At 47.8% G+C, this 23,348-nt stretch carries 23 protein-coding genes and 2 tRNA genes; 6 read left to right on the top strand and 19 right to left on the bottom strand.

What is annotated here, in order from left to right; all coding sequences use genetic code 11:
* Positions 1 to 59: 59 nt before the first annotated feature.
* Positions 60 to 1,793, bottom strand: coding sequence for a proline--tRNA ligase (locus F4X55_03470; protein ID MYC40055.1), 1,734 nt, complete (start codon positions 1,791 to 1,793; stop codon positions 60 to 62).
* 64 nt (positions 1,794 to 1,857) lie between these two features.
* Positions 1,858 to 2,916 carry a flavodoxin-dependent (E)-4-hydroxy-3-methylbut-2-enyl-diphosphate synthase gene (ispG, locus tag F4X55_03465; GenBank protein ID MYC40054.1) on the bottom strand — a complete coding sequence of 353 codons (1,059 nt, stop codon included), beginning with the start codon at positions 2,914 to 2,916 and terminating at the stop codon, positions 1,858 to 1,860.
* 234 nt (positions 2,917 to 3,150) lie between these two features.
* On the opposite strand from ispG, the gene F4X55_03460 reads away from it, so the two are divergent.
* The 4 genes from F4X55_03460 (at position 3,151) to F4X55_03445 (ending at position 6,054) form a co-directional block, all read left to right on the top strand.
* A complete protein-coding gene (locus F4X55_03460) occupies positions 3,151 to 3,549 on the top strand; it encodes a metal-sulfur cluster assembly factor (GenBank protein MYC40053.1) in 399 nt (132 codons plus the stop codon).
* Between the two features lie 13 nt (positions 3,550 to 3,562).
* Positions 3,563 to 4,609 (top strand): Mrp/NBP35 family ATP-binding protein, encoded by a 1,047-nt coding sequence (locus F4X55_03455; GenBank protein ID MYC40052.1) that lies wholly within the window; start codon positions 3,563 to 3,565, stop codon positions 4,607 to 4,609.
* 185 nt (positions 4,610 to 4,794) lie between these two features.
* Positions 4,795 to 5,745, top strand: a complete 951-nt coding sequence (locus F4X55_03450) for a DnaJ domain-containing protein (protein MYC40051.1) — start codon at positions 4,795 to 4,797, stop codon at positions 5,743 to 5,745.
* 72 nt (positions 5,746 to 5,817) lie between these two features.
* Positions 5,818 to 6,054, top strand: a complete 237-nt coding sequence (locus F4X55_03445) for a DUF1844 domain-containing protein (GenBank protein ID MYC40050.1) — start codon at positions 5,818 to 5,820, stop codon at positions 6,052 to 6,054.
* A 9-nt stretch (positions 6,055 to 6,063) separates the two neighbouring features.
* Here the strand turns inward: F4X55_03445 and F4X55_03440 are convergent, their stop codons facing one another.
* From F4X55_03440 to F4X55_03420, 5 genes are read right to left on the bottom strand one after another with little or no spacing between them, the layout of a single operon-like run.
* The gene (locus tag F4X55_03440; protein ID MYC40049.1) at positions 6,064 to 6,966 is read right to left on the bottom strand and encodes a sugar kinase; all 903 of its coding nucleotides are present in this window, start codon (positions 6,964 to 6,966) and stop codon (positions 6,064 to 6,066) included.
* An 8-nt stretch (positions 6,967 to 6,974) separates the two neighbouring features.
* The gene (gene mtnP / locus F4X55_03435; GenBank protein ID MYC40048.1) at positions 6,975 to 7,787 is read right to left on the bottom strand and encodes an S-methyl-5'-thioadenosine phosphorylase; all 813 of its coding nucleotides are present in this window, start codon (positions 7,785 to 7,787) and stop codon (positions 6,975 to 6,977) included.
* A 38-nt stretch (positions 7,788 to 7,825) separates the two neighbouring features.
* On the bottom strand, positions 7,826 to 8,488 hold the full coding sequence (gene rsmG / locus F4X55_03430) for a 16S rRNA (guanine(527)-N(7))-methyltransferase RsmG (protein ID MYC40047.1): 663 nt from the start codon (positions 8,486 to 8,488) through the stop codon (positions 7,826 to 7,828).
* Entirely contained in the window at positions 8,485 to 9,276 is a 792-nt protein-coding gene (locus tag F4X55_03425) for a tRNA (adenine-N1)-methyltransferase (GenBank protein MYC40046.1), read from the bottom strand. Before F4X55_03425 ends, rsmG begins: the two co-directional genes overlap by 4 nt.
* Complete coding sequence (locus tag F4X55_03420; protein ID MYC40045.1) at positions 9,273 to 10,439, bottom strand: MFS transporter; 1,167 nt, start codon at positions 10,437 to 10,439, stop codon at positions 9,273 to 9,275. The genes F4X55_03425 and F4X55_03420 overlap by 4 nt, the downstream gene beginning before the upstream one ends.
* A 123-nt stretch (positions 10,440 to 10,562) precedes the next feature.
* On the opposite strand from F4X55_03420, the gene F4X55_03415 reads away from it, so the two are divergent.
* Positions 10,563 to 10,635, top strand: a tRNA-Lys gene (locus F4X55_03415).
* A gap of 10 nt (positions 10,636 to 10,645) precedes the next feature.
* A tRNA-Glu gene (locus tag F4X55_03410) sits at positions 10,646 to 10,723 on the top strand.
* 170 nt (positions 10,724 to 10,893) lie between these two features.
* On the opposite strand, the gene pckA is transcribed toward F4X55_03410, so the two are convergent.
* From pckA to metH, 12 genes are all read right to left on the bottom strand, one after another.
* A complete protein-coding gene (gene pckA / locus F4X55_03405; protein MYC40044.1) occupies positions 10,894 to 12,453 on the bottom strand; it encodes a phosphoenolpyruvate carboxykinase (ATP) in 1,560 nt (519 codons plus the stop codon).
* 170 nt (positions 12,454 to 12,623) lie between these two features.
* Entirely contained in the window at positions 12,624 to 13,526 is a 903-nt protein-coding gene (locus F4X55_03400) for an alpha/beta hydrolase (protein ID MYC40043.1), read from the bottom strand.
* A 7-nt stretch (positions 13,527 to 13,533) separates the two neighbouring features.
* A complete protein-coding gene (locus tag F4X55_03395) occupies positions 13,534 to 14,436 on the bottom strand; it encodes an alpha/beta hydrolase (protein MYC40042.1) in 903 nt (300 codons plus the stop codon).
* Between the two features lie 152 nt (positions 14,437 to 14,588).
* A complete protein-coding gene (locus tag F4X55_03390; protein ID MYC40041.1) occupies positions 14,589 to 14,810 on the bottom strand; it encodes a hypothetical protein in 222 nt (73 codons plus the stop codon).
* A gap of 109 nt (positions 14,811 to 14,919) precedes the next feature.
* Positions 14,920 to 15,549, bottom strand: coding sequence for an endonuclease III (gene nth / locus F4X55_03385; protein MYC40040.1), 630 nt, complete (start codon positions 15,547 to 15,549; stop codon positions 14,920 to 14,922).
* A 186-nt stretch (positions 15,550 to 15,735) separates the two neighbouring features.
* On the bottom strand, positions 15,736 to 16,002 hold the full coding sequence (locus F4X55_03380; GenBank protein MYC40039.1) for a ferredoxin family protein: 267 nt from the start codon (positions 16,000 to 16,002) through the stop codon (positions 15,736 to 15,738).
* Between the two features lie 100 nt (positions 16,003 to 16,102).
* Positions 16,103 to 16,567, bottom strand: coding sequence for a preprotein translocase subunit SecG (gene secG, locus F4X55_03375; GenBank protein ID MYC40038.1), 465 nt, complete (start codon positions 16,565 to 16,567; stop codon positions 16,103 to 16,105).
* Positions 16,568 to 16,570: 3 nt separating this feature from the next.
* Positions 16,571 to 17,365, bottom strand: coding sequence for a triose-phosphate isomerase (locus tag F4X55_03370; GenBank protein MYC40037.1), 795 nt, complete (start codon positions 17,363 to 17,365; stop codon positions 16,571 to 16,573).
* 98 nt (positions 17,366 to 17,463) lie between these two features.
* On the bottom strand, positions 17,464 to 18,603 hold the full coding sequence (locus F4X55_03365) for a pyridoxal phosphate-dependent aminotransferase (GenBank protein MYC40036.1): 1,140 nt from the start codon (positions 18,601 to 18,603) through the stop codon (positions 17,464 to 17,466).
* A gap of 38 nt (positions 18,604 to 18,641) precedes the next feature.
* Positions 18,642 to 19,157 (bottom strand): peptide deformylase, encoded by a 516-nt coding sequence (gene def / locus F4X55_03360; GenBank protein ID MYC40035.1) that lies wholly within the window; start codon positions 19,155 to 19,157, stop codon positions 18,642 to 18,644.
* A gap of 50 nt (positions 19,158 to 19,207) precedes the next feature.
* A complete protein-coding gene (locus tag F4X55_03355; protein ID MYC40034.1) occupies positions 19,208 to 19,498 on the bottom strand; it encodes an integration host factor subunit beta in 291 nt (96 codons plus the stop codon).
* 98 nt (positions 19,499 to 19,596) lie between these two features.
* Positions 19,597 to 23,298: a methionine synthase gene (metH, locus tag F4X55_03350; protein ID MYC40033.1), complete on the bottom strand. Its 3,702-nt coding sequence runs from the start codon at positions 23,296 to 23,298 to the stop codon at positions 19,597 to 19,599.
* Positions 23,299 to 23,348: the final 50 nt, after the last annotated feature.

Below are 23,348 nucleotides of genomic sequence, written 5' to 3'. Positions count from 1 at the left end.
ATCACACTTTTGGGCAGTGTAAGTATATAAACCCCAGAATTTGCGCCCCGAGGTTCTTCTTATCTCTCTTCAGCCAAAAGAGCAGCAATTTCTCCTGAGGCTTCTTCCACGGTAATGCTTATTCTCTCACCGGAGTTTCTATTCTTTATCTCCACCTTGCCCTCTTTCAGGCTTCTTTGCCCGACAGTGACCTGAATCGGGATTCCGAGCAGATCCGAGTCTTTGAATTTCACGCCAGCGGTCTCCGCCCTGTCATCGATAAGAACATCCACTCCATCGTGGAGAAGCGCTGAGTATACTTTCTCCGCTACGTCCTTCACATCCTGCTGCTTCATGTTTATCGGAAGCACGGAAACTTCAAACGGAGCTATGGGGACGGGAAATTTTATTCCGTACTCATCGTTATTCTGTTCTATCGCCGCTGCTACCGTTCTTCCTATCCCGATTCCGTAACAACCCATAACAAGCGGTTTTTCGACCCCGTTCTCATCTACGTATGTGGCTCCCATGGCTTCGCTGTACTTGGTCCCCAGTTTGAAAACATGTCCGACTTCAATGCCTCTTGACGCCTTCAGAACTCCGTTTTCGGAAACCGGGCACGGATCCCCTTCCCTTGCCACCCTTATGTCCGCATAGGAATCGGCTTCAAAGTCCCGCCCGGGGTTAACGCCGGTTATGTGGTGGTCGCCTTTGTTGGCTCCCGTCACGGCGTTTTTCATATTGCGAACGGATTTGTCCGCAATCACCCTCACGTTCTTTCTCTTAAGTTCCACGGGCCCGCTGAATCCAAGCGGGCCTCCTGAAATTTCCAGAATTGTCTGCGGATCGGCAAGTTCCGTGACATCACACCCGAGAAAATTTCGAAGCTTGGTCAGGCTGAGATCTGTGTCTCCTCTTACAAGCGCAACGACTGGTTCCGTCTCGGTACGCACTATAAGGGTTTTTATCAGTTTTTCCGGCCCGACCTTTAAAAGCTGCGCCACCTCCTCGACCGTCTTAAGATCTGGAGTATGAACCTCGGAGAGTTCGTCAAGACCGGAGGTTGTTCTCAGCCCTTCCCTCTCGTCTTCTGAAACACCGATTTTTGCGAGTTCTAAATTGGCGGCGTAATCGGCTTCCGAGGAACTCATTATCACATCCTCTCCGCTGTCGGCCGTCACCATGAACTCATGAGAAAAACTTCCGCCGATGTTTCCGGAGTCAGCAGCTACCACACTAAATTCAAGTCCACATCTTTCGAATATGCGCACGTAAGCGTCGTACATTGCCTGATAAGAGCGATCAGCCTCCTCGTCAGAAATATCAAAGCTGTAAGCATCTTTCATTATGAATTCACGTGCCCTCATAACCCCGAAGCGGGGACGGATTTCATCCCTGAACTTCGTCTGTATCTGGTAGAAATTAACGGGAAGCTGTTTGTAGGAACGAATCTCCTTCCTAACTATGTCCGTTATTATCTCCTCATGGGTGGGACCCAGGCAAAAATCCCGCTCTGCACGGTCTTTGAAGCGAAGCAGTTCTTTCCCGTAGTAATCCCACCTGGCGCTTTCAATCCAGGGCTCAGCCGGAAGCACCGCGGGCATGAGAAGCTCGATGGCCCCGGCCCTGTTCATTTCCTCCCGCACTATGTTCTCAACTTTTCTTATGGATTTGAGTCCTAGGGGAAGGTAGTTGTAGATGCCGGCCGCAAGCTTTCTTATCATGCCGGCTCTTACCATAAGCTTGTGACTTATGATTTCGGCGTCCGAAGGGTCTTCCTTAACCGTGGGTATGAAATAGGAAGAAAACCTCATCTGTTTTTCTCCTTTAAAGCGATTTTGGAACTCAGCCGGGAAACAATTTTACGGGGTTCCGGGGTCAGTTGACGTAGTTTCGTTCTATTTCCTTGACAAGTTCTCCGACCAGATCGGCTTCCTTGAAAGATTTTATCAGCTTTCCGTCCCGATAAAGCATCCCCTTTCCCTTTCCCCCGGCTATTCCTATGTCGGCTTCCGAAGCCTCGCCAGGTCCGTTAACAACACATCCAAGTAGGGCAACCTTAACCGGCCTCGGAAGATCAAAGCCGGAAACGGCCTGCTCGACTTCCGAAACGAGTTTTTCAAGATCTATTTCAAGTCGCCCACACCCCGGGCACGAGATAAGCTCGATTCCATTGTTCCTCATTCCCAAGGATCTCAGTATGTTCATTCCGACAACAATCTCTTCCACCGGATCTCCTGTTAAAGAAACCCTTATTGTGTCGCCTATCCCTTCAGCTAGAAGCGCTCCGATTCCTATGGAGGATTTCACCGTCCCCATCCCCGGGGTTCCGGCCTCGGTGACTCCAAGATGGAGAGCGTATTCGGTTTTCTCAGCGAGCATTCTGTATGCGGCGATCATTTTCCTCACGTCCGTGGATTTAACGGAAATCTTTATCTCGTAAAAATCAAGGTCCTCGAGTATGTGCACGTGTCTCAGCGCGCTTTCGACCAGGGCCTCCGCGGTTGGATGCTTGTGCTTTCTGAGTATGTCTTTTTGAAGAGAGCCTGAGTTTACTCCTATCCTTATGGGAATTCCCCTTTCTCTGCAGGCATCAACCACGGCTTTTATTCTGTATTTGGCGCCGATGTTTCCGGGATTTATTCTCATCCCGTCAACTCCCTGCTTTATTGATTCGAGGGCAAGTTTGTAGTCAAAATGTATGTCTGAGACCAGGGGAATTCTTATTCCCTTTCGTATCGCTCCCAGAGCCCTTGCAGCATCCATGTCCGGAACAGCGACCCTGACAATGTCACAGCCCGCATCTTCAAGTCTTTTTATCTGGGAAACTGTCGACGCGACATCTCTTGTATCGGTAATAGTCATTGACTGGACCGATACGGGAGCTCCCCCGCCTATTTTCACGTTGCCGATTGATATCTGCCGGGATTGTCTCATGACTTGCGGAGAATGCTATTGAATAGTTATTATAGTGTCAAGAAAACGTAAGGTGGAAGGCATCTTCCAAAGTTTTTATTCACTTGGTTAAGATATTAAGAGATGTTTACTTCTTTTGAAGAGCCTGACAAAAAACAATGAAGTAACCTGCATTGCATAGAGAAAAGCCAATTCAACGAGCTTCTTATAGCTGCTAAGTATAAAAGGAAGAATCAGGAGGCAAAAATTATGGGGATGAAAAAAATAATTCAGATAGATAGAGGCGATTCCGCAAAGGATAAAAGCACCGTATCTTTTACCAAGTTCGACAAGAAAGAAAAGAGTGAAAATCGCCCGGAAATAACCGAAGAAATCATCTATGATGCTCTAAAAGAAGTGCACGATCCTGAACTTCCCGTGAGCATAGTGGATCTGGGTCTTATTTATGACACTCAGATTTCTGGGCGGAACGTTCAAGTTAAAATGACTCTCACCACTCCCGGATGCGCAATGGGGGCTCACATAGCCGGTCAGGCGGAGATGGCCCTGAAAAACGCGGGAGCCGATAATGTACTTATAGAGGTGATATGGGATCCCCCCTGGAACCCCGACATGATATCCGAAGAAGGAAAAAAGAAACTGGGTATCACTTAGGGGGATTTTTTCGGTGGAACTAACCAGGGAACGGATAATAAAAGTTCTTAAGGGCGTTAACTATCCGGGGTTTAACCGGGACATAGTGTCTTTCGGTCTGGTAAAGGACATTCTTGTCGAAGGCTCGAAGATAAACCTCTCCATAGTACTTCCCAAGCCCGATAAGAAGATCCAGTCCGCGATTGAGGAAGAGATCCGAAAAGCAGTCTTCGGCATACCCGGAGTCGAGGACCTTTCGATGAAGATCGGTTCTCGGCCGCAGAAGCAGATAGCCACCGACGCGGGCGGTGAAAAAAGCAAACTTCCCGACATAAAGTACTATATAGCCGTCGCAAGCGGCAAGGGAGGAGTCGGCAAATCAACCATAGCGACAAATCTCTCCCTGGCAATTTCCAAAAAAAGGGAGAAAGTCGGGCTTATGGATGCCGACATCTGGGGACCCAGCGCTCCCCTGATGATGGGAATAAGCGAAAAACCCCGCGCGACTGCCGACGACAAAATAGTTCCGATAGAAAAATTCGGCCTCAAGGTAATGTCCATCGGGTTTCTCGTGAACGAGGAGGATGCCGTGATATGGAGAGGGCCCATGGTTCACGGAGCTATAAAGCAGTTTATTGAAGACGTAGAGTGGAGCGGAACTGATTACCTGGTAATTGACCTCCCCCCGGGTACCGGAGACGCCCAGCTTTCCCTGGCGCAGACAGCTCCAATAAGCGGAGGAGTGATAGTGACTACTCCGCAGGATGTGGCTCTCGTGGACGTGAGAAGGGGAATACTGATGTTTAACAAACTTAATATCCCCATTCTTGGCATAGTTGAGAACATGAGCTATCTCGATATGCCGGATGTAGACGGAAAAATTGACATATTCGGCAGGGGCGGAGGAAGACGGATGGCGGAGAGGTTCGAAGTTCCGTTTCTGGGAGAAATCCCACTTGACCCCAGGATAAGAATCGGCGGGGATAACGGGACCCCGATTGTGGAATCCGATCCGCAAAGCGCCGCGGGAAAAGCTTTTTTCGAGATCGCGGACAGAATACTCGAATCAATAGAGAACTGACCGACGGATTTACCCACCCTCTTAGCTCTCAAAGGGCTGCCGATCAGTTATCTGCCGCCAACGAATACGAACGACTTCTCAAACAGGCATATGAAGCTTGTTTAGGAATATGATTCTGCTCAATTTCCTTGAATCTCAAGTAAAATTATTATATTGAGCATAAAGAGACCGGAGTTTTTGTTTTCATGAATGGGGAAAAGGACCTTTACGCAGTACTCGGCGTATCACGAAACGCGACACAGGACCAGATAAAAAAAGCGTATCGAGACCTCGCTAGAAAACATCACCCTGATATGAACCAGGGAGATAAAAAATCCGAGGAAAAATTCAAGGAAATCCAGCACGCTTACGAGACTCTCTCTGACCCGGAGAAGAAAAAAACCTATGATATGTTCGGAACAACAGGTTTCGGCGGACAGAACCCGGGTGCCGGCGGGAGTTATAGGCAGTATTCACGGGGTTTTCCAGGCATAGACGAGATTTTCAAAGATATCTTTTCCCAAGGGGGCGGAGCCTATGGTATGGGTGGCGCCGGAGGAAGTTTCGGAGATATTTTCGATCTTGGTGGCATGCGGCAGCAGCCCAGAAGACCGAAAAACATCCAGCATTCCGTAACCCTTGATTTTGAAACCGCCGTAAAAGGAGGAGAAAAAGAACTTCTGATGAAATCCCCGGAGGGCGAGACGAAGAAAATAACAGTCAAGATTCCGGCAGGAGTGAGAACCGGATCCAAAGTAAGGCTGCCGGGTAAAGGCGAACAGCTAAATTCCATGGCCGGGGATCTCATACTCGAGATAAAGGTTTTATCCCACCCGATTTTTAAAAGGGAAAATGACGACATATATATTGATCTTCCGTTGACGGTTTATGAAGCCGCCCTGGGAACGCTGATTGACGTACCAACCATAGAAAGCCCGGTAAAACTTACGATCCCTCCCGGGGTCGGAAGCGGCACAAAGATGAGACTTAGAGAAAAGGGAGTGAAAAATCCCAAAACCGCCAAGAGGGGAGATCAGTTCGTAGTTATTCAGATAGCAATGCCGCAGAAATCCGATAAAAACATCGAAGACCTTATGAGCGAGATAAAAGAGAAATATCCCTACGACCCTAGAAAAAAGCTTCGCCAGTATCTATAATTGACTCGTTAAGCAAGCACTTATGCGTAAGGAGAGTGACCTGCCGTGAGCGGCGAAAAAGAAGAATTGAAAATGGATTTTTCGGGGTTTATTCTTTCGTTAAACGCCTCGGCCCTTATTCACTTGGGAGAAATTCCCGATCCACACTCAAAAAAAAGAGAAGTTAATATTCCCGCAGCCAAGCACACCATAACCATACTCGAGATACTCGCGGAAAAAACCGAGGGGAATCTTACAGAAGAGGAAAAGCAGCTTCTCGACGACATGATTTACAACATCCGCATGAAGTACGTAAAGTCCCTAAGCTGATTTTCTCTTCTACATGGTCGAGAGTCTAAGAAACTCTACGTATCTTTGCTCTATTTCCTCTTTCTCAAGCGAACCGAGACGCCTTACGCTGAAATCCTCAACCGTAAATGAAGCCAGCACACTTCCGTAGGCCACTGCTTTTTTAAAACCGGCGAAGTCAAGGTCTCCATCCCGGGACGCAACGTAGCCCATGAATCCTCCGGCAAAAGTGTCTCCCGCTCCCGTCGGGTCAAGCACTTGCTCAAGCATGTAGCTTGGGGCAAAAAACAGGTCTTCCCGAGAAAAAAGCAAGGCTCCGTATTCCCCCCTTTTCACAATCAGAAACTCCGGTCCCATGTCCATTATCTTTCTTGCCGCTCTGGCCATCAATGGTTCTTCGGATAGCTGTCTTGCCTCGGAATCGTTTATTATGAGAATGTTGACTCTGCCGAGGAGTGCCTTTAGTTCCTCCAGTTTGTTATCTATCCAGAAGTTCATGGTGTCGCAGGCCACAACTCGGGGTGAGGTTACCTGCTCGAGGACCTTGATCTGGATTTCAGGGTCCGTGTTGGCTAAGAAAAGATAGTCTGCATCTCTGGATTTTTTGGGAACCACGGGGTCAAATGATCCCAGAACGCCAAGGATGACGGAGACAGTTTCGGGATCCTTCATGTCATAGTCGTATCTGCCTTCCCATCTGAAGGTTTCTCCGGCACTGATCGCTATTCCCTCCGTATCAATGCCCCTTGAGCGAAGCAGTTCGGAATAGGCTGGAGGAAAGTCTTCTCCGACGGAGGAAACCATATGAACATCCGTAAAATTACGGGCCGCCAGAGAGAAATAACAAGCGGATCCCCCAAGAACGTCCTCTTCTCTTCCGAAAGGGGTTTCTATGGTGTCAATACCTACTGATCCTACGACTACAATGCTCATCTGTACCTCTACATGTATTTTTTTATAATAGGCCCAAGCATCTTTCTAGTTTCTTCACTTACATGCTCCGGAGACGTTATTATGGAGCAACCGAGGGCACCGACACAGGGGCATTCCCTTTTTTCCGGGATAGTCTGGACTACGGCGGCCAATATCTTTTTTGCCGCATCGACATTTTTGTTCATGATTTCTATTATGTCTGAAACCTTAACGTCGTCGTGATCTTCGTTCCAGCAATCATAATCGGTGCTAAGAGCTATTACGGAATAGCAAATCTCGGCTTCCCTCGCGAGTCTTGCTTCCGGCATGGCAGTCATCCCTATCACGCTTGCTCCCCATTCTCTGTAAAGATGACTCTCCGCCCTGGTAGAGAACTGGGGGCCCTCTATACAGATATAAGTTCCTCCCGAGTGAACGGTCCCGGCAAATCCAATTGATGCCTCTTTAATACAACTGGAGAGGACAGAGCATACAGGCTCGGCCATCGAAACGTGCGCTACCAAGTCACCGTCAAAGAAGGTGGAAGGCCGCCCTTTTGTGTTATCAATGAACTGGTCAGGGATCAATATGTGCCCAGGCTCTATTTCCTCTTTCATGCTTCCCACGGCGCTTACGGAGATAATCCACTCCACTCCCATAGTTTTCATCGCGTATATGTTTGCCCGGAAATTTATCTCTGATGGAGATATAGTGTGCCCCGCTCCGTGTCTCGGGAGAAAAACCATGCGGGTTTCTCCAAGAGTTCCCGTAACGAGATTTGAGGAGGGGTTGCCCCACGGAGTTTCTATGGAAACGCTTTTAACGCCAGAGAGCCCTTCCATTTCATAAAGGCCGCTTCCGCCTATTACTCCTACGGTTTTCAAACTTCAGTCTCCATCTGGCGATGCACCGGTTTTGCTAGAATGATCACCCTGTTTTCACCTGAAAAAGGCAGCTTGAGCTCTTTTGTGAGAAGAAGTTCCATATCATCCGGATGCCGGCTCGCGTAATCTTCCCACTCTTTTTTCCCCCGAGGCCCCTTCATTATAACCATCTCCCCTCCGATATCCAGATAAGGAGTGCCGAGAGCAACGACAGTATTCACGCTTCCAACCGCCCGAGAGGTCACCCGGTCAAAACGCCCCCTCATACCCTCGCTCAGTTCCTCTGCCCTGACGTTATGAATATCGATACCTGAAAGTCCCAGAGACCTTTTTATCTCCTTTAGAAAAGCGACTTTTTTTCCCACTGATTCTACAAGAGTGACACTCAGAGAAGCATCGTAAATATAGAGCGGGATTCCGGGAAGCCCGGCACCCGTGCCTATGTCAAGCACCCTTGAACCCGAAGGTATGAATTCAGCCACGGTAAGGGAGTCGAGAAGATGCTTGATTATAATTTCCCGGTCACTGAGAACAGAGCTGAGGTTTATACGTTTCCCCCACTTGCGCAGGAGATCGATGTAAGAGAGTAAAAGATCTGTCCTGAGATTCTTTACACCTATTCGTCGCGCTCCCTCCCTGAGGAGTTGTTCATTAGTCATTTTGACTCGCGGTTGGCAGCATCGCTTGCCGCTTTAAAAGCGAAGGTAAGAAACCCCGTGTGCGCCACGGTCCTGTTATCCGGGCGGGTCTTTCCCGTTTTTACCTGGTAGTTTCTCATTATAAGCTCTACGGTTTCAATTCTGACAAATCCCGTCTCCTCAAGTACTTCCGCGGTTCTTTCCACCTGGTTGTAGGTCGGGGAAATACTCGCGATCCTCCCCCCTGAGGCAAGGGCTTCGTAGGACGCTGGAATTCCGTACCACGGGGAAGGAAGGTCGAGTATCGCGACGTCGACATCCCTTTCCTTAAAGCCCTCTCTGGCATCGCCGCAGTTAAATTCCACGTACCCTGAAAGTCCCGCCCGTCGCACGTTGTCTCTGGCGTTATTCATGAACTGTTCTCTTCTCTCGTACGTATAGACTTTTCCGGAGGGAGCAACTGAATTCGCAAGCGCGATGGTAAGAGCTCCCGAGCCGGTCGCGGCTTCAACAACCCTAGTTCCCGCTTTTACGTCCGTTTTAAAGAGAATCAGCGCCGCGTCCTTAGGGTAAACAATCTGCGTGGCCCTCCTCACCTTCATAATCTTCTGTTCAACGGTCGGAGAAAGAAGCACAAAATCATTTCCGAGACTCGAGACTATAGTCTCTCCCCATTTTTTCCCAAGCGCGGATGAAAGATCAAGTATCCCCATGTGGGAACTGAAGGATTTGCCCTCTTCCACCACTACCATGAAGCTTTTGTTGTCGGGAGAAACGAGAAGAATCGTGTCACCGGATCTTATTTTCATGAAAGCCGTTTTGCCCTCCCCGCACTTATGAAATATTTATAGGTGAAGATAATGCACCCGGCAAGCAAGAATATTCCCACTGCGGAATACATATTGCGAAAACCGTAATCGCGCGCTATGATCCCGAGGCCGAAGGCGAAAAAGTTTATCCCGATGCTAAACGACATATTAAATGCGCCCATGGCTGTTCCCCTCTCATCATCAAAGGCCCTGTCGATAATCATCGCACTTATAGTGGGATAGAGAATCCCGTAACCAATACTGAAGACGAAGGAAACTAAAACGGCACTCAAGGTCGAGTTTATGGAAAAAATCATGAGCAGAGACAAAACCATGATAAACATTGAAGGCAGGGCTATTTTCCTCCTCTCAACAATATCCGGGAGCTTTCCCCCAAGAACCCTGATTAATATCACGGTTATGGAATAGGTAAGAAAAAAACTCCGCGCGCTAATTCCACTTTCTTTAAGAAAAACAGAGAAAAAATTGAGCATGCTTCCAAGCCCAACGGCGATTATAAGGTTGGTCAGCAGAAGCACCCTGAACCTCTCGGAGAAGACGACGTTAAAAAATCCGCTGAAAACGGATCTTTTGGATACAGTAAAACTCCCCTCCCGCGCGAAAAAACAAAAAATAAAGGCAAGCAAGCTGAACAGGGAAGTATAGAGAAAAAAGACCGGGTAGCTGAACCTTTCAATCACCAGTTCTCCTAAAGGAGGTCCAACGGAGTAAGAAGCTATCGTGAAGGCACCGAAAAGGCCGAGTCCGTAAGCCCTTATTTCGCTGGGAACATAATCGGAGACCGCAGTAGCGGCAGAGGTAAAGAAAAAAGCGAAGGCAACTCCCTGCATAAGTCTCAGGATAAATATTTTCACGTCGACATCCGGTATAAAGATATAGAGAAGGGAAATCAGGAACATCAAAGAGGAACCCGCAAGCATGAATCTCCTTCGCCCGTAGTGATCTATCAGAAAAGCCGCAAAGGGAATGGCTCCTATTGAAGTTATGCCGAAAGTTCCCATGACGTACCCTATAAGAGCCTCGTCGCCTCCAATATCCCTTATGAAAAGCGGAAGCAGGAAAAAAGAGGAGAAATTGCAGAAAAAGAAAAAGTTCCCCAAAGTAACCAAGGAGAAATCTCTGTACTTTTGTAGGAGAAGCATCTTAAACGCTGACCTGAAAAAAAGAGAGTAAAGAAGGGGAGTTTACATGATTTTGTACCTTCTATCAGGACAACGGTGATTTTTTGACATGAAAGGGGCTCGTGATATAATACGGCATCTTCTGAGCCGTTAGCTCAGCTGGTAGAGCAACTGCCTTTTAAGCAGTGGGTCACAGGTTCGAATCCTGTACGGCTCATCTTTTCGCCGTCCCCGTCGTCTAGTCAGGCCTAGGACATCGGCCTTTCACGCCGGTAACAGGGGTTCAAATCCCCTCGGGGACGCCAGAAAAAAATCCCCGCTGGCGATTAAAAAACATAATGAAAGCAATCGGCTAGAGCCCACTACTCAAGTAGTTTCTATAAGGTAATTCTGTTATCAAGAGTGTGAAGTGCTACTCTAATTCATCGAGTTGAGTCGAAAATAAAGCAACGGGGGTTGAGATTGCCCGCTGACCCTAGAGATATTTTTCGTACTCCTCTTTGAAAAGATCCGACAGTGCATTGGCCTTGCGGTCATACTCTTCCGGATCATCCCATGAAAGCCTGGGCTGAAGGAGGGTTGAATCAACTCCTGGACACTCAACCGGTACGGACAAATCAAGTATGGGAATTTTGACAAACTCCTTATCGTCAAGCGAACCGTTTACAGCAGCGCTAACAAGAGCTCTTGTGGACGGGAGAGGCATTCTTTTACCGACTCCGAAAGGCCCACCGGAAATACCGGTATTAAGCAGCCAAACACTTACCTCGTGCTTCTCCATTCTTTCTTTCAGCATTCTGCCGTAGAACTTCGGAGGCCTTGGAAGAAAAGGAGACCCGAAACATGAACTGAAAGTTGCCTGAGGTTTGCTTACCCCCCTCTCCGTACCAGCAACTTTCGCCGTGTATCCGAGAAGGAAATAACGCATGGCCTGATCGGGATCGAGTTTCGATATCGGGGGCAGGACTCCGAAAGCGTCATAGGTCAGCATGAAAATACTTTTCGGAATGCTTCCTACTCCCTCAGGAACGATATTCTCAAGCATATCAATCTGATAGGCTCCGCGAGTATTTTCCGTATGCCTATCACTGTCAAAATCTATCTTTCCCGTCTCCAGATCAAGATCAACATTTTCCAGAACCGAACCGAAATTAAGCGCTGCCCGATAAATTTCGGGCTCAGTGGTCGGGCTAAGTTTTATGGTTTTTGCGTAACACCCACCTTCAAAATTAAAAACTCCTTCATCAAACCAGCCGTGCTCATCATCTCCGATAAGCGCTCTTTCAGGGTCGGCGGAAAGCGTGGTCTTGCCGGTTCCCGACAGTCCAAAGAAAAGCGCCACATTTCCATCTTCTCCGATGTTTGCTGAACAGTGCATTGGAAAAACGTCTTTTTCCGGCAGAAGAAAATTCATTGCGGCAAAAACCGATTTCTTCATTTCTCCGGCATAGCGCGTTCCCCCGATAAGAGCAATCCTCCGGCTCAGGTTAAGAAATATAAACGTCTCACTGTTAAGACCGTAGCTCTCAGGATCATCTGCCTTGAAGCCCGGGGCCGAGATGACGGTGAAACCCACTTCCTCGTGCGGAAGTTCCGAAGCGTCCGGCCTTATGAAAAGGTTGTTTACAAAAAGATTATGCCAAGCGAATTCATTTATCACCCTGACATTTGTTCTATAGTCGGGATGGGCGCAGACCTGCAGGTCTCTTACGAAAACGTCCTTCCCTTCGAAATAATTCATCACTTTTTCGTAAAAGTGATCAAATACCTCGGGCGATACAGGCTGGTTTACCGCTCCCCAGTCTATATCCTTTTCCGTAGAAGGTTCCTTTACCACAAACCTGTCCTTAGGAGATCTTCCTGTGTGGGGAGAAGTAAAGCCTACAAAAGTTCCGCTCTCGCCGATGTGTCCTTCATCTCTTTTAATTGCCTCTTCGTAGAGTTTGGAAACAGGGAGGTTGTAATATACGCCGGAAGGATTTTTGAGCTGATGTTTTTCTGAAAGTTCCTTTTCGATCGAAAAATTCTCGGACATGTTTGTTGCCTCCAAATTCCCTGTCGCCTACAGATTTACGAGTAATAAAGATGTCGCGGAAAATCGACTACTCCATTAAAGGAGTTGTAAGATATACAAAGTTTCCCTTTTTGCAAGACTAAAAAACAACTGATCTGCAGAATCCGCAAAGCCCGCTAAAGGAACTGATTTTATGTCTTTGCGCCAACCTCGGATATCCATCCAGTTATGGTATCTATTGAGACTTGGGGATTCTCTACGCAGTCATGTTTTGCATCCGGTATATAACATAGCGTCACGTCTTTGTTGCCTGCCTGATTCATTATGTTCTTAAGTTCCTTGGGCTCCCAGACATCGACGATGTCGTCCTCTGCTCCGTGGATAAACAGAACCGGGATTTTCACATCCTGTATAATCTCGCAGGTTTTCGCGTAGTAGGCATGAGGTCCTCTCATAAACCACCAAGTCCTGTAAGTAAACATCTCGGCATCGACCGGGTTAAAGGAATCGCCCCAGGCCCTGTAGACAATAAATACTTGGTCGTTTTTCTTTTTCTCCGGATTCGAACCCAGCACCTCCCTGGCTTTCAGATAAATAGCCTCATAAGAAGGAATGCTTCTGTTTCTCTCAAGCCTTCTTTGCTGTGAATAGGGAAGAGAGTAGGAACAGCCTTCCAGTATAAGTCCTTTTATCCCAAGAGAACCAGTCTGGGAGGCGTAGTAGACAGCCATGCTAGCCCCCAGGCTGTAGCCCAGCATGAAAATGTTGCGAAACCCCTCTTTTTGGAGGATATTCACCGATTCCTTCATCTCATGAATTGTGTCAGGAAATACCCCCTCCCCCATTATCTGGCCCATGAACGCCATGCGGGTATTCACAGAGAGCGTGCTTATGTTTCTTTCCTTAAGAAGCGGAGGGAGCCTGACCGGGGTTCCCCTTGTGAGAAAGTGTCCCAATACTCCGTAGAGATTTATGATTATGGGAGATTCATAAAGATCTTCTTCCGACGCAAACTCAGGGGTGACGAGAAGAGAATTCACCTCAAATCCATCTTCAGTCTCGTAAGTAAGAAGACTCTTTTGTTCGTTTATCATTGGAGAATCAGACGAACCTTCTGTCAAGCCACCTTACTATAATGTCACCCATTTCCTCCTCTTTCCCTTCGAGATTGTGACCGGTGTTCAGATAGTAGGCGGAAACGTCATCGTTTCCGTTATCTATTGCTATCTGTGCAAGGTTGTGAGTCTCATCGGGTTTTACAAACGCATCGTTCCAACCCTGTATAAGAAGAATCGGCAGTTTTATATTCTCTATCTGCTTATAGCTTTTTACGGCTACCGCTTCGGGGCCGGCAAGGAACCACCAGGTCTTGTAAGTATATATCTCAGTATGTTCCGGCCGGTAGGAGTTCCCTCTCGCCTTAAAGATAAGAATTGTTCTGTCCTGTTCTGAGTCATGAGGGTTGTCACCGAGTATAATCTTCGCCTCCTCATAAACCTCATCGTAAGAAGGCTGGCTCTCCCACTTATTCCATCTTCTTCTAATCGAGTCGGGAATCGAATAAGGAGTAGCGAGGGCAATCACGCCTTTTAGCAGTTCCGACTCATCGGAATCCGGCTGGCGGCTTTTTACCGAAAGGTATCTGAGAACCACTCCTCCCCCGAGGCTGTAGCCCGAAACTATGATTTTCTCATAACCGATCTCCCCCAAATACCTCACTACGCCATCTATCTGCGGAATGGTGTCGTCTACTATCCCAAAGCCGAAGAAAAGCCCGAAACTGGCCATCCTGGTATTTATCGAGATAGACGAATAGCCGGCCTTAGCAAGGAGTGGCGGCAAAAACCTCTGGCTTCCGTCAAGAAAGTTTCCCAGAAACCCGTGAACATGAATAATTATGGTCTTTCTCTTGTCAGAGTCGTTATTAAGCGCTCTGTAGTAAAGGGCGTTAACCCTTCCCTTTCCTACTGGCACAGAAATTAGTTCCTGCTCTACGTATTTCATTATCAAACGCCGGATTAAAAGACACTGATATTATAAAGACCATCCGGGCAAGTCAATAGCATTCGCGAGGAACTCCGAAGCCTGAGAAAATCGCAGGGCTAAAAAACATGCAGAGTCCAGAACTTGCGAGCGGCAAACCCAAGATCAGCAGTTCACATTGTGACTGAATCGGGGTTTTCCATCAGAAAATCCGCTTTCTTCTTTGCTTCCATCCAGTCAGACGCCTCTCCGACTTTTACGAGCGTGTCTTCTAAGGTGGCCTTCAGAAAAAGATCCCCCGTTTCCTTGTTCCAGAATATCTGCCAGTTATCACCCTGAAAACCTCTTAGCCATCCGAAAGGAAAGAATCCGGAATAATCAGCACTGGATTTCATCGGCTGTTTCTCCTCTTACGCGCGGTTAGATGCAAAGACCGGATAAAAAATACCCGCTGGTTTGGGTACCGAAAGCGCTTTCCAAAAATATTTTTAATATTGATGGCCATCATGATGCGTAAAGTTGTTCGAAATACAGGCATACGCTGGACACGCCGCACTTTGAGCATATAGGCTTTCTTGCCTTGCAGATATTTCTTCCGTGGTCACCGAGAGAATTTGAAAAAAATGTCCAGTCCTTTTCCGGAATACACTCCCTAAGGTCGAATTCAATTTTGACGGGATCGGAATTGGAGGTAAGACCAAGGCGTCGGCTTAACCTCATTATATGAGTGTCGACTATGATTCCGGGTTTTCTGAAATGATTCCCGATTATAACATTTGCCGTCTTTCTTCCTACTCCCGGGAGTCTTACAAGATCTTCCATTTCGCTGGGAACTTCCCCCGCATGCCTTCGCATTATCTCCCTTGAACAGTTTATTATCGATTTTGCCTTGTTTCTGTAAAACCCCGTTGATCTTATATCGTTCTGGAGCTCTTCTTCGGATGCCTTAGAAAAGGCCTCTAGGTTCGGGTATTTGCGGAAAAGCCCGGGGGTTACCATGTTCACTCGCTTGTCCGTGCACTGAGCGGAGAGAATAGAGCCGACCAGAAGCTGCGAGGCATTTTCAAAAACAAGATGGCATTTTGCGTCGGGATAGGTCTTTTTAAGAAATCGGAGCACTTTCCGTGCCTTCATCTTTACATCCCGGATACTCATCTCGAACAGCAAAAATATATACGCGAAACTTCTCAAGTCGCAAGCGGATACAATTTGATATTGAGGGAGAACTATGAGGTATTTTTTCTCTTGAGGACATAAAAAAAGGGGGACATGAGTTTCTCAGGTCCCCCTTTCTTCATCTTAACTTTTTCTTACTGAGGATCAGTCAGTTCTGGCTGGTTCAAGGCCTTCTTTGCCCTCAAAAAAATCTTTGTTTATGTCAATAAACTTCTGCCATTTCTCGGGCAATTCATCCTCGTGGAATATGGCATCCACAGGACAGGGGTCAACGCACGCTCCGCAGTCTATACATTCATCGGGATGGATAATGAGTTGATCATCTCCCTCATATATGCAATCAACAGGGCAAGCCTCGACACAAGCTTTGTCCTTCACTCCGATACATGGTTCGGCAATTATGTATGCCATCTTTAAAACCTCCGAATTGGCGCGTTGCCACCGTACGAACTTAACTTTTCTATATTAACTAAAGCTTTTCCAAATAAAAGGCACCCGGCAAGTGATTTTTTTACTCTTCGGGTGTTTCTCCAGAGTTTGTGAGTTCGGGGGTTCCTTGAGCCGGAGCGGCCTCGGGCGAGGAAGCAGGTGCCGATTCGGCTTCCGCATCTGTTTTAACTTCCTGCCATTGCTCAACTTTCTCCGTATCGCGGGCCTGTTCAAAAGGTTCTTCGCCTGGCTGAGAAAGTTCCTCAAAAACTTCACTAGGGGGTTTCTCCACAACTGAACCCGATATTGACTTTACGGAGGAATAACCAAGAAAAAGAGAGGTGATTACAAATATAAGTCCAAAAAGTCTGGTCATCTTTACAAGAAAAGGCATTGCCCCGCTTGAACCAAAGACCGACTCTGAACTCCCGCCTCCGAACATTGAACCTATGTCGCCGGATTTGCTCGGCTGAAGCAGTATGATCAGCACGAGAAGTATGCTGATTATTATGTGAATAATTTTTACCGACGGTATTAAGAACTCCAATTTTTAACCCCCAACGGATTTTATTATTCTGAGGAAAGAGTCAACCGAAAGACTGGCTCCTCCAACCAGAACTCCGTCAACTTCGTCAACGGACATAATTTCCACTATATTACCCGTTTTGACGCTCCCTCCATATAGAATTTTCACGCTATTAGCGGAACCAGGAAACATTTCAGTCAGAAAATCCCTTATATATTGGTGAATTTCAGCTATTTCTAAAGAAGTAGCGTTTTTCCCCGTCCCTATCGCCCAGACAGGTTCATACGCTATAACGACATCCAAGACCTGTTCTTTATCCAGAGCATGCAATGCACTCTCCATCTGAGTTTTTATTGGTGAAAAAAGGAGTTTTTTCCTCTTGGGAGCGTCTTCGCTTTCGCGAATCGCTTCTTCTCTCTGGGCCTCGGTCTCTCCTACGCAAAGGATTGCTTTTAAGCCACAGGAAATAGAGAGTAAAAGCTTTTCACGTATCTGTTCATCAGTTTCCCCAAGTAAGTGTCTTCTTTCCGAGTGGCCGAGAATAACCCATTTGCATCCAGCATCCAAAAGCATCGGCGCGGACACCTCACCGGTAAAAGCTCCGCCAATCCTGCCGAAAACGTTTTGAGCACCAAGATCTATATTTGAACCCGAGATGGATGCCCCTACCACATCAAGAGCCGTATAGGGAGGTACAAGCACTACCTGGCAGGCATCGTAATTCTCTCCTAGAAGATCGACTATTTCACCAGAGAACTCTCGTGCTTCCTCCCGAAGCAGGTTCATTTTCCAGTTTCCGACGACAAGCTTTTTATCCATCTTGTATCCTGTGACGAAAATTCGTCCTGTTTTAAAAAATGCAGAAAGCTACTTTCTGATTAACAGTTAGGCAAGTCCTTTTCTTTTTCAAAGAATATTCATCCCAGAAACTCGCCAAGCCTTCTTATTCCCTCCCTTATGGAGTCGACCGAAGTCGTATAGGAAAACCTCAGATAATCCTTTCCCCTGTCGCTGAAATCTATTCCGGGAGTCACACCCACGTGACAGTTCTCAAGAATGTCAAATGCGAGGCGCCAGGAGTCCCGGCTCCACCTGGAAGAATTCACGAAAACGTAGAATGCCCCCTTGGGCTCGACCGCGATATCAAATCCGATCGAGGAAAGTCCTTTTATCATCTCCTTTCTTCTTTTGTCAAACTCGGCTACCATGGCTTCGCTTTTGCCGCTTTTCTTCACTTTTTCAATAGCCTCCACTCCAGCTTTCTGGACGAACGATCCGGCGGAGATAAAAAGGTTCTGCTGAAGTTTCTGCACGTACCTTACGAGATCCTCGGGAACTATCATGTAACCAAGACGCCAACCCGTCATCGAATAGAGTTTGGCGAAGCCGTTTATCGCTATGGAGTCGTCAGTGAATTCCAGAACTGAGTTAACTCGCTCACCGTAGACAAGACCATGGTATATCTCATCTGAAATCACGAAAAGACCCATTTCGCAGAGCTCCCGGAAAACATCGGCGTCCATAACCGCCCCGGTGGGATTGGCAGGAGAATTTACCAGTATAGCCTTCGTTTTTTTGCCGATGTTCTTTCTGACTTCGGAGGGGTCGATTTGGTAACCATCGCTTTCGTAAACGGGTATCTTCCTCGCAACTCCCCTGGCAACGTTTATTATCTGAGGATAGCATGCGTAATGGGGATCCGTTATCAGTATTTCATCACCGGGGTTAAGAACTGTCAGCATCGCCAGCAGAAGCGCCGGGGAGCTGCCTATAGTTATTATTACCCTTTCATAACCCACTTCCACCCCGTAGGTGTGGCTGTAATCCTCCGCGACGCTTTGGCGAAGCTCGTCAATTCCAAGACTGCTTGTGTACTTTGTATAGCCTTCCTGTATCCACTGCACGGCGGCTGAGCATATCTCCTGCGGAGTATTGAGATCAGGTTCTCCTACCTCGAAATGGACGATGTCCCGACCCTCGCTTTCAAGCTGCTTCGCCCTTTCAAGGATGTCCATTACGTAGAAGGGTTCTATGTTTTTAACAAGATCCGAAATCATGTCGCGAAAGCACCTTGGGAATAGAGTAAAGCAAAAAGCTAACCCCGGGCGGATACGAACCGCTCGTTAATCTGTTTTACAAGAAGATCTCTTTTAAGCTTTCTGAGCCTGTCAAAAAACAATATACCATCAAGGTGGTCAATTTCATGCTGAAGAACCCTTGAGAGCATTCCATCCGCATCGATGGTGAAACGTTTGCCTCTTCTATCAAGGGCAGATACCCGGATATGTTCCTTTCTTCTTATGTTCGCGAAAAATCCGGGCACGCTCAGGCATCCCTCTTCCCCGATCTGAAAACCCCGAGAGGAAACAATCTCGGGGTTTATAAGTTCATAGAACTCCCTTTTATCTTCCTCTGGTAGGGGGACATCAATAAGGATAACCCGGATGTTCTTGCCGACCTGAGGAGCCGCAAGCCCTACTCCATCTGCATCGCGCATGGTCTGCGCCATATCATCCAGAAGACTGACCATGTCTTCGTTGAACTTTGTTACGGGCAGGGATTTTCTCTTTAAGGCTGGGTCGGGATAAACAAGGATATCAAGCACAGGCATCTGGGACGCTTATAGAACAAGGGTTGCTAGAAAACCCCGGCCGGGGTCCGTCACTCATCACCGTGTTTTTCCGTAAGTTTAGGGGCAAGCCAGTTGCTTACCCTAAAGAGCGGAAGGGTTTTCTCCCCGATGTATATTTTTTCGCCTGTCCTGGGGTTTCTTCCCTCATAAGGCTGGTAGCTTTTTGTAAAGAAACTTCCGAAATGTCTTATCTCTATTCTTTCCCCATCGCGAAGCATTTCGGTCATGGCATCAATTATGACGTCCAGAACCTTTCTGGACTCTTCGGAATTAAAATCAAATCTCCGGGAGAGTTCCTTTTCAATGTCCGATTTTTTCATAACATTTAAGAAAACAAGTAGAACTAGGACTCAAGAGTTCACTCTAGATATTTTAAAGCCGTTTGTCAAGAAACCATCTGTCCCTCGGATGAATTTTCTCAGTATCCAAGATTCGGACGGAGCCATTTCTCCGCCTGTTCAAGAGCGATTTTCTTTCTTTCCGAGTAGTTCCTAACCTGATCCTTCTGTATTTTCCCAAGGGAAAAATATCTGGATTCGGGATGGGCCATGTAAAAACCCGAAACTGAACTCGGCGGGGTCATGGCAAAGCTCTCGGTAAGTGATACCCCGGTGTGTTCTTCAGCTTCTAGAAGATCCCAGAGGATACTTTTCTCCGTGTGATCAGGACAGGAGGGGTAACCGGGAGCGGGCCTTATGCCCCTGTATTTCTCATTTATCAGGTCTTCTGAACTCAGTTCCTCCTGCTTACCGTATCCCCAGAGATCTCTTACTTTTTTATGAATCATTTCAGCAAGAGCCTCAGCCACTCTGTCTCCCAGCACGCTTGTCATAATCGAATTGTAATCATCCCCTTTTTTCTTAAAATCCTCGGAAAATTTCTCGACCCCTTCGCCGGCAGTTACCACAAAGCCTCCCATGTAGTCTTCTCTTCCCGAGGACCTCGGAGCTATAAAATCGGAAAGGCAGTAATAGTGCCCTTCCCTGGACCTCATTTCCTGCTGTCTTAGGAAATGAAACACTGCCTGAACCCGTCTTTCCTCTCCGTAGATCTCAACATCGTCTCCGGTGCTGTTTGCGCGGAACACTCCGACAATTGCACGGGGACTGAAGACCTTCTCCAAGATTATCCGCTTAAGGAGAGCCTGGCCGTCCCGGTAAAGTTTTTTTGCCTGATCTCCTTTTTCTGGGTGCTCAAGTATTTTCGGGAAAACCCCTTTAAGCTCCCACGCCCAGAAAAAAGGAGACCAGTCTATATAACCGGCAACCTCTTCAAGGGAGATGTTGTCGAATACAAAAACTCCAAGCCGCCCGGGACACTCTATCTCTACATTCTTCCAGTCAGTGGGAAACGCCTTCTCCCTGGCCTCTTCTATTGAGACATATTCAGCCCGGCCTCGGGCCTTTTCAAAACGCTGTTTTTGCTCCAAGTTGCTTTTTTCCAGTTCTTCCATGTAAACCCGGGCTTTCTCCGGATCCAACATCTCGTTGCAGGCACCTACCACAAGCGAAGCATCGGCTATGTGGTCAACTATGCCACCGTATCCCGGAGCTATTCTTATCGCCGTGTGAGCCCTGCTTGTCGTGGCCCCGCCGATAAGAAGAGGGATCCTGAAACCTTCCCGTTCCATTTCTCTCGCGTTATACACCATTTCGTCAAGGGAAGGCGTAATCAGTCCGCTTAGCCCTATGAAATCTGCCCGATGCTCTTTTGCAACATTTAGTATTTTCTCGCAAGGAACCATTACCCCGAGGTCTATGACTTCGTAGTTATTGCAGCTGAGAACCACGGACACTATGTTCTTTCCTATATCGTGAACGTCTCCCTTCACGGTGGCTATAACGAACTTTCCCTTGACTCCGCTGCTTCCTTCTTTTTCTTCTTCCATAAACGGCTGAAGGTACGCAACGGCCCTTTTCATTACTCTCGCGCTTTTCACCACTTGAGGAAGAAACATCTTGCCGTCACCAAACAGGTCCCCCACCACCTTCATCCCATCCATAAGAGGCCCTTCGATAACCTCAAGCGGGGTTCCGTACTTGGCCCTGGCCTCTTCCGTGTCATCCTCAATGAAATCCGCTATGCCGTTTACAAGAGAATGTTCGAGGCGTTTTTCAACCCCGAGTTCTCTCCACTGCCTGGTTTCCTTTTCCGCACCCGAGGATTTCACCCCTTCAAAATGTTTCGCGTATTCAACGAGACGCTCCGTGGCATCGGGATGACGGTTAAGAAGCACGTCTTCAACTCTTTCCAGAAGTTCGGGTTCAATGTCGTCGTAAACTGCGAGCATTCCCGCGTTTACTATTCCCATGTCAAGCCCGGCTTTTATCGCGTGATAAAGGAACGCGCTGTGCATAGCCTCACGCACAACGTTGTTTCCCCTGAAGGAGAAGGATATGTTGCTTACTCCGCCGCTTGTAAGCGCATTGGGACAGGATTTTTTTATTTCCCTTACAGCCTCGATAAAATTCACGGCATAGGAGTTGTGTTCCTCGATCCCGGTTCCGACCGTAAGAATATTGGGATCAAAGATTATGTCGCAGGGGTCCATGCCCACTTTTTCGGTTAATATGCGGTAGGCCCTTTTGCAGACCTCCACCTTGTCCTCTTTTGAGGCCGCCTGGCCTTTTTCATCAAAGGCCATCACCACGACCGAAGCGCCGTAACGCATAGCTTCTTTTGCCTGCTGGCAGAACACTTCCTCGCCTTCCTTCAGACTTATGGAATTCACGATGCATTTGCCCTGAATACATTTAAGCCCCTGTTCAATGACAGACCATTTGGAGCTGTCTATCATTACCGGAACCCTGGTAACTTCGGGTTCCGACGCTATGAGATTAAGAAACCGCTCCATACAGGCTTCAGAATCAAGAAGTCCTTCATCGAAGTTAACATCTATTATGTTTGCGCCGTTTTCCACCTGCTGAAGTGCTACCGAAACGGCTCCTTCAAAGTCCCCTTCCTTTACAAGCCTGGCGAACTTGGGAGAACCGGTAACATTGGTTCTCTCGCCAACCATTATAAAAGGTCCTCCGGCATCAGAGGTTACTGTAAGGGGCTCAAGGCCGCTTAGCCTGGTTGCATCTTCGTAAGCTGGAACTTGTCTCGGAGAAATATCCCTTAGCTTTTCCACCACCATTGCTATGTGCTCCGGAGTAGTGCCGCAGCATCCGCCGACTATGTTGAGAAAACCGCTCTCTGCAAAGTCCAGGAGAAGAGTAGAGGTGATCTCCGGTGTTTCATCGTACCCAGTCTCACTCAACGGATTAGGAAGTCCGGCATTCGGGTAGCAGCTTATGCGGCAGTCAGCTATCCGTGAGAGCTCCTCTATGTAAGGACGCATCTCTTCTGCTCCCAACGCGCAGTTTATCCCGACGCTGAAGGGTTTTGCGTGGCGAACTGAGTTCCAGAAAGCCTCTACCGTCTGTCCCGAGAGGGTGCGTCCGGAACGGTCCGTTATGGTAACGGAAATCATGACGGGGAGCCTCTCTCCGCGCGCATCAAAAAAGCTCTCAATTCCATATAGGGCCGCTTTCAGGTTCAGGGTATCAAAAGTCGTCTCGGGCATAAGTATGTCCGCACCTCCCTCAACAAGGGCTTCTGCCTGCTCTCGGTAAGCCTCTACAAGCTGGTCAAAGGAAACCGCCCTGTAAGACGGATCGTTCACGTCAGGGGACATTGACGCCGTCTTGTTAGTCGGACCCAGCGCCCCCGCGACAAAACAGGATCTACGGGGATTTTTCTCCATAAAATCAGAGGCTGCCTTCTTCGCGAGTTTCGCAGACTCGACATTAAGGGTCCTGACCCAGCTCTCAAGACCGTAATCGGCCTGAGCTATGGAGGTGGAGCTAAAGGTGTTGGTCTCAACTATGTCGGAACCGGCCTCGAAGTATTCTCTGTGGATCTCATATATGACATCAGGCCTAGTAAGGGAAAGAAGGTCGTTATTGCCCTTCAGGTCTACCGGGTGGTCAGAGAACAGATCTCCCCTGAAGTCCTCTTCTTCGAGGTCCTGGCGCTGGATCATCGTGCCCATGGCACCGTCGAGAAAAACTATTCTCTTTTCCGCAAGAGCCTCGAGCAGCGCGGAGACTTTTGTGTTTTTATCTTCCGTATTCATTCTGCCTCACCTCATAGAGAGACCCTATATTCTCCTTTTCCCGCCGGCAA

Source organism: Candidatus Dadabacteria bacterium (assembly GCA_009840385.1).
In the GTDB taxonomy this organism is placed as follows: Bacteria; Desulfobacterota_D; UBA1144; order Nemesobacterales; family Nemesobacteraceae; genus Nemesobacter; species Nemesobacter australis.
Note: the sequence above shows the minus strand (reverse complement) of the source record. Positions and strands in the feature narration are given on the sequence as shown.

Coding starts and splice junctions, on each gene's coding strand:
- F4X55_03470 (MYC40055.1), bottom strand. CDS start 1,793: ATGAGGTTTTCTTCCTATTTCATACCCACGGTTAAGGAAGACCCTTCG.
- ispG (MYC40054.1), bottom strand. CDS start 2,916: ATGAGACAATCCCGGCAGATATCAATCGGCAACGTGAAAATAGGCGGG.
- F4X55_03460 (MYC40053.1), top strand. CDS start 3,151: ATGAAAAAAATAATTCAGATAGATAGAGGCGATTCCGCAAAGGATAAA.
- F4X55_03450 (MYC40051.1), top strand. CDS start 4,795: ATGAATGGGGAAAAGGACCTTTACGCAGTACTCGGCGTATCACGAAAC.
- F4X55_03445 (MYC40050.1), top strand. CDS start 5,818: ATGGATTTTTCGGGGTTTATTCTTTCGTTAAACGCCTCGGCCCTTATT.
- F4X55_03440 (MYC40049.1), bottom strand. CDS start 6,966: ATGAGCATTGTAGTCGTAGGATCAGTAGGTATTGACACCATAGAAACC.
- mtnP (MYC40048.1), bottom strand. CDS start 7,787: ATGGAAGGGCTCTCTGGCGTTAAAAGCGTTTCCATAGAAACTCCGTGG.
- rsmG (MYC40047.1), bottom strand. CDS start 8,488: ATGACTAATGAACAACTCCTCAGGGAGGGAGCGCGACGAATAGGTGTA.
- F4X55_03425 (MYC40046.1), bottom strand. CDS start 9,276: ATGAAAATAAGATCCGGTGACACGATTCTTCTCGTTTCTCCCGACAAC.
- F4X55_03420 (MYC40045.1), bottom strand. CDS start 10,439: ATGCTTCTCCTACAAAAGTACAGAGATTTCTCCTTGGTTACTTTGGGG.
- pckA (MYC40044.1), bottom strand. CDS start 12,453: ATGTCCGAGAATTTTTCGATCGAAAAGGAACTTTCAGAAAAACATCAG.
- F4X55_03400 (MYC40043.1), bottom strand. CDS start 13,526: ATGATAAACGAACAAAAGAGTCTTCTTACTTACGAGACTGAAGATGGA.
- F4X55_03395 (MYC40042.1), bottom strand. CDS start 14,436: ATGAAATACGTAGAGCAGGAACTAATTTCTGTGCCAGTAGGAAAGGGA.
- F4X55_03390 (MYC40041.1), bottom strand. CDS start 14,810: ATGAAATCCAGTGCTGATTATTCCGGATTCTTTCCTTTCGGATGGCTA.
- nth (MYC40040.1), bottom strand. CDS start 15,549: ATGAAGGCACGGAAAGTGCTCCGATTTCTTAAAAAGACCTATCCCGAC.
- F4X55_03380 (MYC40039.1), bottom strand. CDS start 16,002: ATGGCATACATAATTGCCGAACCATGTATCGGAGTGAAGGACAAAGCT.
- F4X55_03370 (MYC40037.1), bottom strand. CDS start 17,365: ATGGATAAAAAGCTTGTCGTCGGAAACTGGAAAATGAACCTGCTTCGG.
- F4X55_03365 (MYC40036.1), bottom strand. CDS start 18,603: ATGATTTCGGATCTTGTTAAAAACATAGAACCCTTCTACGTAATGGAC.
- def (MYC40035.1), bottom strand. CDS start 19,157: ATGCCTGTGCTTGATATCCTTGTTTATCCCGACCCAGCCTTAAAGAGA.
- F4X55_03355 (MYC40034.1), bottom strand. CDS start 19,498: ATGAAAAAATCGGACATTGAAAAGGAACTCTCCCGGAGATTTGATTTT.
- metH (MYC40033.1), bottom strand. CDS start 23,298: ATGAATACGGAAGATAAAAACACAAAAGTCTCCGCGCTGCTCGAGGCT.